Origin of the sequence: Acinetobacter stercoris (assembly GCF_900323515.1) — a bacterium.
GTDB lineage: Bacteria > Pseudomonadota > Gammaproteobacteria > Pseudomonadales > Moraxellaceae > Acinetobacter > Acinetobacter stercoris.
This window is the reverse complement of sequence record NZ_OOGT01000126.1, coordinates 1-11,532: the sequence shown is the minus strand read 5'-3', so window position 1 is coordinate 11,532 and position 11,532 is coordinate 1. Positions and strand designations below refer to the sequence as shown.

At 37.4% G+C, this 11,532-nt stretch carries 13 protein-coding genes and 1 tRNA gene; 12 read left to right on the top strand and 2 right to left on the bottom strand.

Features of this window, described 5'->3' with window-relative positions:
* Positions 1–43 precede the first annotated feature (43 nt).
* The 12 genes from KPC_RS12820 to KPC_RS12765 all read left to right on the top strand — a co-directional run bounded on the left by KPC_RS12820 (position 44) and on the right by KPC_RS12765 (position 10,693).
* Positions 44–961, top strand: coding sequence for a SphA family protein (locus KPC_RS12820; protein ID WP_121974754.1), 918 nt, complete (start codon positions 44–46; stop codon positions 959–961).
* Between the two features lie 140 nt (positions 962–1,101).
* Entirely contained in the window at positions 1,102–1,500 is a 399-nt protein-coding gene (locus KPC_RS12815) for a nuclear transport factor 2 family protein (RefSeq protein ID WP_121974753.1), read from the top strand.
* Positions 1,501–1,616: 116 nt separating this feature from the next.
* A complete protein-coding gene (locus tag KPC_RS12810; protein WP_121974752.1) occupies positions 1,617–2,018 on the top strand; it encodes a nuclear transport factor 2 family protein in 402 nt (133 codons plus the stop codon).
* Between the two features lie 35 nt (positions 2,019–2,053).
* Positions 2,054–2,452: an EthD domain-containing protein gene (locus tag KPC_RS12805; RefSeq protein WP_121974751.1), complete on the top strand. Its 399-nt coding sequence runs from the start codon at positions 2,054–2,056 to the stop codon at positions 2,450–2,452.
* Positions 2,445–2,735 carry an antibiotic biosynthesis monooxygenase family protein gene (locus KPC_RS12800; protein WP_121974750.1) on the top strand — a complete coding sequence of 97 codons (291 nt, stop codon included), beginning with the start codon at positions 2,445–2,447 and terminating at the stop codon, positions 2,733–2,735. Before KPC_RS12805 ends, KPC_RS12800 begins: the two co-directional genes overlap by 8 nt.
* Positions 2,736–3,134: 399 nt before the next feature.
* Positions 3,135–4,331, top strand: a complete 1,197-nt coding sequence (locus KPC_RS12795; RefSeq protein ID WP_121974749.1) for a CaiB/BaiF CoA transferase family protein — start codon at positions 3,135–3,137, stop codon at positions 4,329–4,331.
* Positions 4,332–4,333: 2 nt separating this feature from the next.
* The gene (locus KPC_RS12790; protein ID WP_228212259.1) at positions 4,334–5,275 is read left to right on the top strand and encodes a hydroxymethylglutaryl-CoA lyase; all 942 of its coding nucleotides are present in this window, start codon (positions 4,334–4,336) and stop codon (positions 5,273–5,275) included.
* A gap of 59 nt (positions 5,276–5,334) precedes the next feature.
* Positions 5,335–5,934 (top strand): VOC family protein, encoded by a 600-nt coding sequence (locus KPC_RS12785; protein WP_121974747.1) that lies wholly within the window; start codon positions 5,335–5,337, stop codon positions 5,932–5,934.
* A complete protein-coding gene (locus tag KPC_RS12780; protein WP_121974746.1) occupies positions 5,934–7,178 on the top strand; it encodes an alpha/beta hydrolase family protein in 1,245 nt (414 codons plus the stop codon). The genes KPC_RS12785 and KPC_RS12780 overlap by 1 nt, the downstream gene beginning before the upstream one ends.
* A gap of 149 nt (positions 7,179–7,327) precedes the next feature.
* Positions 7,328–8,212, top strand: coding sequence for a methylisocitrate lyase (gene prpB / locus KPC_RS12775; RefSeq protein ID WP_121974745.1), 885 nt, complete (start codon positions 7,328–7,330; stop codon positions 8,210–8,212).
* An 88-nt stretch (positions 8,213–8,300) separates the two neighbouring features.
* Positions 8,301–9,446, top strand: coding sequence for a bifunctional 2-methylcitrate synthase/citrate synthase (gene prpC, locus KPC_RS12770; protein WP_121974744.1), 1,146 nt, complete (start codon positions 8,301–8,303; stop codon positions 9,444–9,446).
* 200 nt (positions 9,447–9,646) lie between these two features.
* Positions 9,647–10,693: an NADP-dependent oxidoreductase gene (locus KPC_RS12765; RefSeq protein ID WP_121974743.1), complete on the top strand. Its 1,047-nt coding sequence runs from the start codon at positions 9,647–9,649 to the stop codon at positions 10,691–10,693.
* Positions 10,694–10,853: 160 nt separating this feature from the next.
* Here KPC_RS12765 and KPC_RS12760 read toward each other — a convergent pair whose 3' ends face one another.
* Both KPC_RS12760 and KPC_RS12755 read right to left on the bottom strand, forming a co-directional pair.
* Positions 10,854–11,072: a hypothetical protein gene (locus KPC_RS12760; RefSeq protein WP_121974742.1), complete on the bottom strand. Its 219-nt coding sequence runs from the start codon at positions 11,070–11,072 to the stop codon at positions 10,854–10,856.
* Positions 11,073–11,391: 319 nt separating this feature from the next.
* Positions 11,392–11,467: transfer RNA gene (locus KPC_RS12755), tRNA-Arg, on the bottom strand.
* Positions 11,468–11,532: the final 65 nt, after the last annotated feature.

Below are 11,532 nucleotides of genomic sequence, written 5' to 3'. Positions count from 1 at the left end.
ATATTAATGGATAGAAATAATAATCTTAAGGATTGAGAAATATATGGATATTAGAGTTAAAACTGTTGTATCAGGTGTTTTGTTTTTATTGGGATCTAAGGAAATATTTGCTGCTGAAAGCGGGAAATCGAGTTATCCACCAGGTGGTTCGATGTATTTTATAGGAGAATATCCACCAGTCCCAGGTAATTACCTACAAAGCTTGACTTATTATGGTACAGCAAATCGGGTAAATGACCATAAAGGAAATAAAACAGAAAATTTAAATTTTGATTTGAGTGTCGTTTCTGAATCATTAAGATTCGTTACAGCATGGGATTCACATTTATTGAAGGCTGATGCTGTTGCTTCTGAACTGATTTTAACTTATGCATCAGTTAGAAATTCACTGGATATGCCAAATGGACGCATGACCAGTACTGCTGATGGTTTAGGTGATATTGTAATTGCTCCTTTGGCTTTTCAGTGGAATTTAGGCGAAAAGAAAAATTGGCAAACAGCAGCGACAATTTATTATGTCATACCTTCAAATTCATATTCAAAGCAGAAAGCATTAAATATTTCCAATAATCACTATTCTATTCAACCAACATTTGGAGTGAAATATCGTAGTGAAAGTGGTTTTTCAGCTGGTATATCTCCACGAGTATCTTTAAATTGGAAAAATGAAGATACTAAATATAAAAATGGCACAGAGTTTTTTGCTGATTATATGTTCTCTTATAAAGTGGGGAATTGGGAACCGGGTATTGTTGGTTATTACTCCACTCAGTTTGAAAATGATGAAATGGATGGCGTGAAAATTAAAAACTCAAAGACAGAAGGTTTTTCTATAGGTCCAGCAATTTATTATAACCATGCCAATAAGGTTTTTATCAGTGGCAGTTTTCAAAAAGATTTAATGGCAAAAAACAAGTCTCAAAATAACAGTCTTTTTTTGTCAGTGGCATTTCCATATTAATAGAAGTTTGAGGTATCACCTTTATTTATTTTATCTTTTAAACGGTTTTATTTGTTTTGAGAAATATAGCTAAATTAATTGGGAAAGATCAAGTTAAAGGTGATAGCAAATATCAGAGGAACTAATCGAGGAGAAATTAAATGAGTCAACTGGAATTAAACAAAACTCAGGCTAAACGCTTTTTAGAATATCTGACCAAGTCTGACTTTGAGAACCTTCATCAGCTTTTAGCAGATGAAATGCAATACATTTTACCAGGAAAATCACCTATAGCGACGCATTTCACATCTGCAGCAGAATTTAGTGATTTTGTTCAGTCAGCTTTTAGTGGCAAAGTAAAGAATGCCAAAATTGAAATTTCAAATATTATTGCGGAAGATAATCTGGTTGCACTGGAAGCCACTGGATTATTTGAATTTAATAATGGTTTAATCTATGAAAATATTTACCATTTTCTCTTTCATTTTAATGAGCAGAATCTCATTACGAAACTGACTGAACATATGGATAGTTACCATGCGAGTAAGCTTTTTGCATAAGTTTAACGCATATAAATACTGCCAAATTCAGTTGCTAATGATTGATCGGACTGGGCAAATTTGGAATTAAAGAAAGATTTGTCTTTGTTCGTATAAGAAAATTTCAGGGAGCGAAAATGCAGGATATTGAACGAAATAAACTCAACACCAAAATTTTTTTTGATGGTTTTGTAAGTCAAGACTACAAAGCTTTAGAAAACTTACTAGCTCCAGATGTAGTTCATATCATTCCAGGAAATTCACCAGCTGTAAGTGAATTAAAAGGCAGTGAATATTTACAGGCTGTTAAAGCTAATTTTGGTGAAAATGTTACTCATGCTGAACTTGAAATTTTAAATATGACTGCTGAAGAAAATCGTGTGGCATCAGAAGTATTTGGCACTTTTATTTTTAAGGATGGGGTAACATACTCAAACTATTACCATTTTTTATATCACTTCAATTCTGAAGGTAAAATTATCAGAATGGTTGAATATATGGATACCCATTATTATTTAAAAACATTTGGACAAATTTAGCGGTGAGTAAAAAGCATAATGAGAAGGAATGTATTATGTATAAAATTAAAGCTTTTATAAAACGCCAACCCCATTTAAGTTATGAACAATTTGTAGAACATTATGAAAACTGGCATGCCCCTTGGGGATATCCGACGTTTTGTGCACAGTATGTACGCCGTTACATCCGGCATTATGTTAAGCATCCTGATAATGCTCCAGAGTTTCCTTTTGATGTTATGACAGAGTTTTGGTTTAATTCAGAACAGGATTTTCATGCATGGTGTAAATATAAAGACGATCATGATCTAAGTACAGATCTCCTAAATGATGAGCTTTCTTTTTTTGATCTGCATAATGCATGGGTTGTCCCTTTTGAGTCGATTGAAGAAACTAGAAGTTGCCCTGAACAACGTCCTACACCTGGACTTTTGAGAGGAGAACAACATGTATGAGTTCATCACCCATCGTATTTTTGTAGCTGAATACGCTGATGAAGCAATCGGAAAAACCAGAAAAATCTGCTCAGTTTGTGAAAAACAAGATGGGCTGGTGAGCATTCAGGTTTATCGGCCTTATGCTAATCCAAATGAATTATATCTGGTTGAACAGTGGACAAATGAAGCAGTTTTTAAAAAATGGATCGAAAGTGAAGTGTTTAAGGATTATCTTGAATCTGTTGCAAAGTTTGATGCTGGATTGAATTTTTTACCATCAGAACGATTGTCGCTACAGTGATTATAATCATCATGGTAAATGAGTGGACGTTATAAATAACGTCCATTTTTATTTTATATCAAATATTTATATGGAGTAAAGGTCTTGTTGTGGATGCATATATTGCATTGCCAGAATCTCCCACTCATAGTTTGTTTCATGTTTGAAGTGATTTTGAAACGTTTCATTGTTTCATTTATCTTGATGTTTGTTTTATTATTTAATTGATTAATATAAATATTTTTATTTTATTTATTTGTGTTTCATTTTGATGAAACATTATTGTGTTTTTTTGAATTTTAAATTTAATAAAAAACTACTTATTAAACAATATGTTGTGTTTATCTTGGTTGTTGGCATGGTTGCTGCTTAATAGCATATAGAAATAAGAATTGCCATTGCAACATTGGAGGTGAAGATATGGCATTAGAACATATAACCGTTCTTGATTTAACGCATATGGTCTCTGGTCCCTATGGAACAATGATACTTTCTGATCTGGGCGCAAGAACGATTAAGGTTGAACCTCCTGTAAAAGGTGAGGAAACACGACGTCTATTGGAAAATGACAAGCTTTATTCAAAAGATGGTGTAGGAGCGTATTTTCTCACTTTAAATCGCAATAAAGAAAGTGTCTGTATTGATCTAAAGAAATCAGAGGGTCGTGAAGTTTTTTTGGATCTTGTCCGTAAAGCCGATGTTGTCTTTGATAATTTCAGTGTTGGTGTAACTAAACGTCTGGGTATAGATCATGAAAGTCTAATCAAAGTGAATCCGAGGATCATAACCTGCTCTGTGACAGGTTTTGGTGAAACAGGACCTGAAATAAATCGTCCTGCTTTTGATCAGGTGATTCAGGCAATGGGTGGTGGTATGTCGATCACAGGAACACCTGAAACTGGACCGATCCGGAGTGGCATTCCGATGGGGGATTTGGGTGGTGGAGTCTTTGGTGCATTGGGTGTGCTTGCCGCACTGGCAGAAAGGGAGCATACAGGTAAAGGTCAACATGTAGATATTTCAATGTTGGATGTGCAGGTTTCACTCTTGAACTATATGGCAACCATGCATTTGATGTCGAATGAAATTCCGCAAGGTATTGGTAATGGTCACTTTGTCCATGTTCCTTATAACTGTTACCCTACACAAGATGGGCATATTATCATCGCCTGTATCGGTGACCCATTCTTTGAGCGCTTTGCTGATTTTATCCAGATCCCTGAATTACAAAAGCCAGAATTAAAAGCTCAACCAGTCAGATTTGCCATAAAAGACCAGATTGATAAATTAATCACGGATAAATTAACTCAACATCCAACAGCATACTGGTTGGAAAAACTGCAGGAAGTTCGAATTCCGTGTGGTCCTGTAAACAATATGGCTCAAACGTTGACAGATCCTCAGGTTCTTGCACGAGATATGGTCGTTTCAGTGGATTTACCTTCTGGTGAAAAACTGGATATGCCAGGTAATCCTATTAAACTTTCCAATGCAAAGCGATCAAAATTTAAAGCTTCTCCAATGCTTGGTCAAAATACAGATGAAGTGTTGCATGAGTGGTTAAACTATTCGGATGAGGAAATTACTCACCTCAAAGTTTCTGGAATTGTGGGGTGATTATGGAACGTATTTATATTACTGATGTGGCACCAAGAGATGGGTTACAGAATCAGTCCGTTGCTGTAAGTACTGAAGATAAATTTACACTAATTTCTAAGCTGGTTGATGCAGGGATTGAAAATGTGGAAGTTACCAGTTTTGTTTCTCCTAAAGCTGTTCCGATGATGTCGGATGCAGCAGAGCTCTTGCCTAAAGTACAAAACGCATTTCCTCATTTAAATAGTTTTGCACTCGTTCCTAACCTAAAAGGTTTGGAAAAAGCACAGGAAGTCGGTGTAAAAGAAGTGGCTTTAGTTTTATGTGCAACTGAAACCATGAATCAAAAAAATATCAATATGGGTTTACCAGAAGCAATTCAGTCCACTTTAAACCTTATTGAACAGAGTAAGCAGTTAAATATACGTTCAAGAACCTATATATCAGTTGCATTCGATTGCCCATACGAAGGTGAAACACCATTACAGCGTGTAGTTGAGCTTGCAAGACAGATGTATGAAGCTGGTACTGACCAGATTGTTATTGCCGATACAATTGGTTCTGCAGCACCAGCACAGGTGAGTCAACGTATAGATGAAATATTGAAATACATTCCTCAGGAGAAAGTTGTTATTCATCTACATGACACCAGAGGAATGGCTGTTGCAAATGCTTGGGCTGCTTTACAAAGTGGAATTCGCTGGTTTGATGCCAGTGTCGGCGGAATTGGCGGATGTCCTTTCGCGCCTGGCGCAGCGGGAAATATGGCAACCGAAGATTTGGTGTTAATGGCAGAGCAGAGCGGTTTTGATACAGGTATTTCCTTACCCAAACTGTTACATGCCGTTGATCATGCTCAGCAAGCGCTCAATAAAAGTCTGGGAGGAGGCTCTATGAAATGGTTAAGACAAAATGTTAAAGCAGCTGCTCCCTTAAATTTGAATACTCAAAAAGTTTTTACATAATTCCTTTTAGTGGAAGTCGTGGATAAATCTTCAAATCAAAACCAGTCAAGGAGAATGACATGAAAAATGATCAAAGTACAAAAAGTGAATTAGGACGTACTATTTTATCTGCTGATCAACATATCGATAAAATAAGTATTCCTGTGCAATCTTTACATCATGCAGCGTACTTTTGCTACGATGCTGAAGAAACACGTCATTTCTACGAGGATTTGTTAGGGTGGCCTCTGGTACATGCACTTAGAGTAGATGAACGTGATCTTCCAAGTCCAGCTTTTACTAAACCTTATATGCATTTGTTTTTCGAGTTGGAAGATAAATCATGTATTGCTTTTTTTGATATTTTGGATGAACCAACCAGTGCAATGACTACGCCTCACCCTCCGATTAATCATATCGCATTCAAGGTGAGTAACAGAGAGCAGCTTTTAACTGCAAAGGCTCGTTTGGAAGCAGCTGGAGTACCTGTTGTCGGAGCGCTGGATCATGGCTTTGTTGAATCTATCTATTTTGAAGACCCAAATGGTGTAAATCTTGAGCTGACCTTCGATAGTGCTGGTGAGTCTTTTCATGTACATGCGAGAGAAACAGCACGTGATAACCTGAAAGCATGGTCACTGGAAAAATCACAGGATCGTAAGCAAACAGGAGTTGCATAATGAATAACAGTATTCATCCGGATGTACGGAATCTGACACCAAAGGACTATGACCAATCCATTCGGACACCATCCCAAAAGTATGATTTTGATCGTATCCCTGTTCTTTTGAAGTTTTATGATCCAGAAAAAATTGTAGAGACTTATAGTTTTCATGGGCCAGTAGGTGAAGTGACTGTTGAAGGGCAGTTTCTGATTCCTAAAGGCGTTGAGTCCAAAATTTTATATGTCATGATGCATCCATCGGGAAATTTGGCGCAGTTGCCTATGCCAATAGCCTTGGCAGCAAGTGCTGGACGACATGTATTATGTGCAAATAGTCGTTATCCTTATAATGATACCGCACTGATTATGGAGAAAGTGGTTCAAGATTTAGGTGCATATATCCGTTACGCAAAAGAAGTAAAAGGTTACGAAAAGGTTGTTCTGGTGGGTTGGTCTGGTGGTGGATCTTTATCATTATTTTACCAGGCACAGGCAGAAAACCCGACGATTACTCAGACACCAGCTGGTGACCCATATAATCTGAAAGATGCTCAACTGATTCCTGCTGACGGCGTTATTTTTATTGCAGCGCATTTAAGTCGAGCAGAAACGCTTACTGAATGGACGGATCCATCAGTCATTATAGAAAGCAATCCAGATATTAGAAATCCTGAATTTGATATTTACTCTCCCGATTGTCCTAACAAACCGCAATATACACAGGATTTTGTGCTGGCTTTTAGAGAAAAACAGCGAGAACGAAATCGTAAAATTTCACACTGGGCTTTGGAAATGCTGGAAGCATTGAAGAAAAATGGTGAAATGGAACGGGGTTTTGTTACACATCGAACGATGTGTGATGTACGCTGGCTTGATGTGAATGTAGATCCAAATGGTCGTAAAGAAAATGACTGTTATTTGGGTAATCCGAAAGAAGCTAATGCAGCACCTGCAGGTTTGGCACGCTTTTCTACATTACGCAGCTGGTTGTCACAATGGTCTTATGATTATTCAAATGCAAAAGGTTCAGTCAATGCAACTTTGATACGTAAAACCCCTGTTTTACAAATCGTAAATGAAGCTGATGATGCTGTTCCTGCAACACATAATCCTATCATTCGTGATGCGCTTGCAACTCCTGATAAAACATATGTGGAGATTAAGGGAGCAACACATTATTACCGCAATCAACCTGAATTGATGGATCAATGTTTGGATGCTTTACAAGAGTGGGCAGAACAACGCGGCTTTTGGGCATGATATCTGAAATATCAGGATGCCAATCTTTTTTAATATCGTATGACTAAGTCAGTTTAGGAAAACTCATAAATAGAAATTTTCTGAGTTTTCCTTTGCGATCATACCCATTTCAAATTCAATTTTTTAGCTCAAGTTATGGAGAGAATTCTATGACCTTTATCACACCTGGGCAAAGGTTTCGTACCGCAGTCGAAAATGAACATCCGTTACAAGTTGTTGGAACAATCAATGCCAATCATGCATTGTTAGCCGAAAGAGCAGGTTATAAGGCGATCTATTTGTCTGGTGGCGGTGTTGCAGCAGGTTCTCTGGGACTACCTGATCTAGGAATCAGTAACTTAGATGATGTTTTAACAGATGTTCGTAGAATTACAGATGTATGTGATGTGCCTTTATTGGTGGACGCTGATACAGGTTTTGGACCATCTGCATTTAATATCGCACGGACTACAAAATCACTCATTAAATTTGGTGCTGCAGCAATGCATATTGAAGATCAGGTAGGAGCTAAGCGTTGTGGTCATCGGCCAAATAAAGAAATCGTTTCTAAAGATGAAATGGTTGACCGGATAAAAGCCGCTGTTGATGCACGTACAGATGAAAGTTTTGTCATCATGGCGAGAACTGATGCACTGGCTGTGGAAGGCTTGCAGGCTGCAGTTGATCGGGCAGGAGCATATATCGAAGCTGGTGCGGATATGCTGTTTCCTGAAGCGATTACTGAGTTGAATATGTATCGCTCGTTTACAGATTTATTTGATGTCCCTATTTTAGCGAATATAACCGAGTTTGGAGCTACCCCTTTATTTACTGTTGAAGAATTGGCTTCGGTTAACATTGGCCTTGCCCTGTATCCATTGTCAGCATTTAGAGCAATGAACAAAGCTGCAGAAAATATTTATACCCGGTTACGCAAGGATGGTACGCAAAAGAACGTAATCGATCTCATGCAGACCCGTGAGGAGTTGTATCAACGTATCAATTATTATGCTTATGAGACCTATTTAGATACTGCTTTTGCAAAATCTAAATAGATAGGTCAAACATACTTGGTATCGTAAAAGATCAGATGGATTTGTCCGCAAAATTGGCAAAAGAATAGAATAATCAGGAGAGAATATCATGGAATCAACAACATTTAAGCCCAAAAAATCAGTTGCATTGAGTGGTCAGGTTGCTGGGAATACAGCACTTTGTACAGTTGGTCGCAGTGGCAATGATTTACATTATCGGGGTTATGATATTCTTGATTTGGCAAAAAGTAGTGAATTTGAAGAAGTCGCATATTTATTAATTCATGGCAAATTACCCAATACTTCCGAATTAAAAACCTATAAGCAAAAGTTAAAAGCTTTACGTGGATTACCTGCACATTTAAAAATTGCTTTAGAGCAATTGCCTCCTTCTGCCCACCCTATGGATGTAATGCGTACTGGTGTTTCGGTACTGGGGTGTTTAACTCCAGAACATCAGGAACATAGTGATGCTCAAGCACGTGATATTGCAGATAAATTAATTGCTAGTTTAGGGTCAATATTACTGTATTGGTATCACTATAGCCATAATGGCAAACGTATTGATGTCGAAACAGAAGATGATTCGGTAGGTGAACATTTCCTACATTTATTGCATCAGAAAAAGCCAGATACAGAATGGGTTCAAGCGATGCACACTTCACTGATTTTGTATGCTGAGCATGAATTTAATGCTTCAACATTTACTTCTCGAGTGATTGCTGGGACTGGCTCTGATCTTTATTCAGCTATTGCTGGAGGGATTGGAGCTTTAAGAGGACCAAAACATGGTGGTGCAAACGAGGTTGCATTTGTTATTCAGCAGCGCTATGACAATGCTGATGTTGCGGAGCAAGATATTCGAAAACGTATAGAAAATAAAGAAGTCATAATTGGCTTTGGTCATCCTGTATATACCATTTCAGATCCACGTAATGAAGTAATCAAAAGTGTGGCAAAAGATTTAGCACAAGCCCAACAAAATACAAAAATGTACGATATTGCAGAACGTTTGGAAAAAGTGATGCAGGATGCTAAAAAAATGTTTCCAAATCTCGACTGGTATAGCGCAGTGAGTTATCACCTGATGGAAATTCCAACAGAAATGTTTACGCCATTGTTTGTGATTGCGAGAACAGCAGGTTGGTCTGCACATGTTATCGAACAGCGTCAGGACGGTAAAATCATACGTCCAAGTGCACATTACACTGGCCCAGAAAATTTAAGTTTTGTACCCATTTCAAAACGTAAGTGATTTTAGCGACATTTCTATGGAAGGAGAAAGTTTTTCCGATATGTCGCTATCAATTGCTTGCTAAATTTCACAAGCTGAACTCGATATCTCCTAAAAACACTATAGTCGCAACCTTTGAAACGTCAACAGATCCTAAATATCTCCCAAACCACATGGCTGCTCATATCGAGTAATGCAAAAAATAAAGTATGGTGAAAAATATGAATCAGAATATTATAAATCGACAAGTGATATTAAAATCACGTCCTGACGGAATACCTCAATTAGACAACTTTCAACTTGTACAACAGCAAATTGATCCACTTAATGATGGCGAGGTTTTGTTAAAAACAATCTACTTGTCATTAGATCCTTATATGCGTGGTCTAATGTCTCAGGCCATGGCTGAGACAGAAACCTGGTATACGGACAGGCTCGAGTTGGGTGATACCATCGTTGGCGGAACAATTAGCCGAATAGTAGATTCTAGACATCCTGATTTTCAGATTGGTGACTTGGTGAGTAGTTTTTCAGGTTGGCAGGAATATCAGGTTTCTGACGGAACAGGATTAATCAAATTAGATAAAAACACTGAACACCTTTCACATGCGCTAAGTCTTGTTGGAATGACTGGTTTTACTGCGTATCATGGGTTGCTCAATATCGGGCAGCCTAAAGTAAATGAAACCGTTGTTGTCGCTTCTGCAACTGGGGCAGTAGGCTCTGTAGTTGGGCAAATCGCAAAAATTAAACAAGCCTATACTGTTGGCATTGCAGGTGGTGAAGAAAAATGTCGATACGCGGTTGAGGTTTTAGGATTTGATCAGTGTATTGACCACAAATCTCCCGATTTTAAGCAACGTTTAACAGAAGCACTGCCCAATGGTATTGATGTATATTTTGAAAATGTAGGCGGCGCTGTTTTTGAAGCTGTTCAACCTCTTTTAAATAATTATGCCAGAATTCCAGTTTGTGGAGTGGTTGCACATTATAATGCAAACAAGTTACCAGAAGGACCAAATCGTATTCCTCAACTTATGATCGAAATTATTAGTAAGCGATTGCACATTCAAGGCTTTCTTATAAATGACCATTATGAACAATATTATGAGCAATTTAAAAAAGATGTAAATCAGTGGATTGCTGAAGGAAAATTGAGCATTAAAGAAGAAATAGTCGATGGAATCGAAAATGCACCTCAAACTTTTATCCATTTATTGAGCGGGCAAAATTTTGGTAAAGTTCTGATCAAGGTCAGTGAGGAATAAACTGATACGAGCTGTATAGTAATCTTGTAAGGGATATTCCCCAAGATTATTTATATTTTAACGGGATTGCAGCTTTATAAAATCCTTTTAAGCATAGACTTAACATAAAATAAAACCACTCTCTGGAGTGGTTTTTTGTTCCTATGACATATCTAAAAAACTATTTAGATGTGTTTTGATCTACTGGCTGTGATGCGTGTGATTGTGCATTTTGTTCAATGGCTGCTTTTCGTTTTTGGCTAGGCATATAGTCAGGTTCTTTGGACATGGCTAAAAATAAACACGTAAAAAAAATGGCAGTTAAAACTCCCACAATTGCAACAAATTTCCAACCTAAAATAGATGACTCAGTATCATCAGATGATGAAGTTTGTTTCATAAAAATGCCTAAATAGGAGAAAGCAACAAAGGGCGATTTTATATCATAAAATGAGTTTATACAGGAAAAAGTTTAGTTGTATCATGGTCATTTGCACAGCTTATTAGGAGTATTTGGGGGCGAAAAGATAATGCTCAAAAGATTTTAGGGCTGTCGATTCAGCCAGGTCCTGTTTTGATAACCATTCATTTACTACAAATTTGAAAGTGTTTTACGTTAGCATTAAAAATATGAGATTAAGTTAAATTATCAAAAAAAGTGATTTTCAATATGCTTAAAGCACCATTTATACTGCGTTATATGCCGTTTAATTTTATCATGGTGCGCTCTGCGGGACTCGAACCCACGTCGGTCGCTTAGGAGGCAACTGCTCTATCCAGTTAAGCTAAGAGCGCTAAGTGCAGCTACTCTAAATGATTATAGGAAAAAATTAAAGTAATTTTGGAATATGATTTTATTT